Origin of the sequence: Halorubrum sp. ASP1 (assembly GCF_005435135.1) — an archaeon.
Classification (GTDB): domain Archaea; phylum Halobacteriota; class Halobacteria; order Halobacteriales; family Haloferacaceae; genus Halorubrum; species Halorubrum tropicale.
In genome coordinates this window covers 1-455 of sequence record NZ_SGUA01000058.1, presented here as the reverse complement: position 1 = coordinate 455, position 455 = coordinate 1, and the positions used below count along the sequence as shown (strand labels likewise).

The window sequence follows — 455 nt, the reverse complement described above, 5'->3', positions numbered from 1 at the left end:
GTCATCGACCTTATTCGCGGTTCTCAGGTAGTTCTCGCAGAAATGCCGGTCATACAGCAAGTCGTCGCGTTCCCTGGTTGTTTGAGTAATGCCTTCTGATATCAAGTCAAGTAGACGAATTGTCGGGGTGACCATCGTCATGCCGTCAGACTGGCGTTTTTCGATGAGCTGGGGGTCGTGCCCGTCGAGGTCGTTCAGGAACCGGTAGACGAACTGGTAGTCCGGGTCGCTCCCGTCGAACCGCTCGCACTGCCCGATGTACTGACCCTTGACGCACTCGGAGACGAGCGTCGGCAGGTAAATCCCCTCTGGCGAGGTCGAGATGCGCTTTACCAGCCGTACGCGGTCCCGGTCGCGCCCGCGAAGTTCGAGGTCGTCGTCCGGGTCTGCCGGGTCGTACCCGTAGGCCAGCAGGCCGAGGTCGCCCAGGTAGTCCACGAGGTAGGTATCTTTAC

1 protein-coding gene is annotated in these 455 nt (G+C 59.8%); it reads right to left on the bottom strand.

All coding sequences use genetic code 11. The features are described 5' to 3' along the window. Positions 1-455 (bottom strand): DUF8148 domain-containing protein (locus EXE48_RS18235; RefSeq protein WP_514111753.1); only part of this gene is annotated, 455 nt, incomplete at both ends.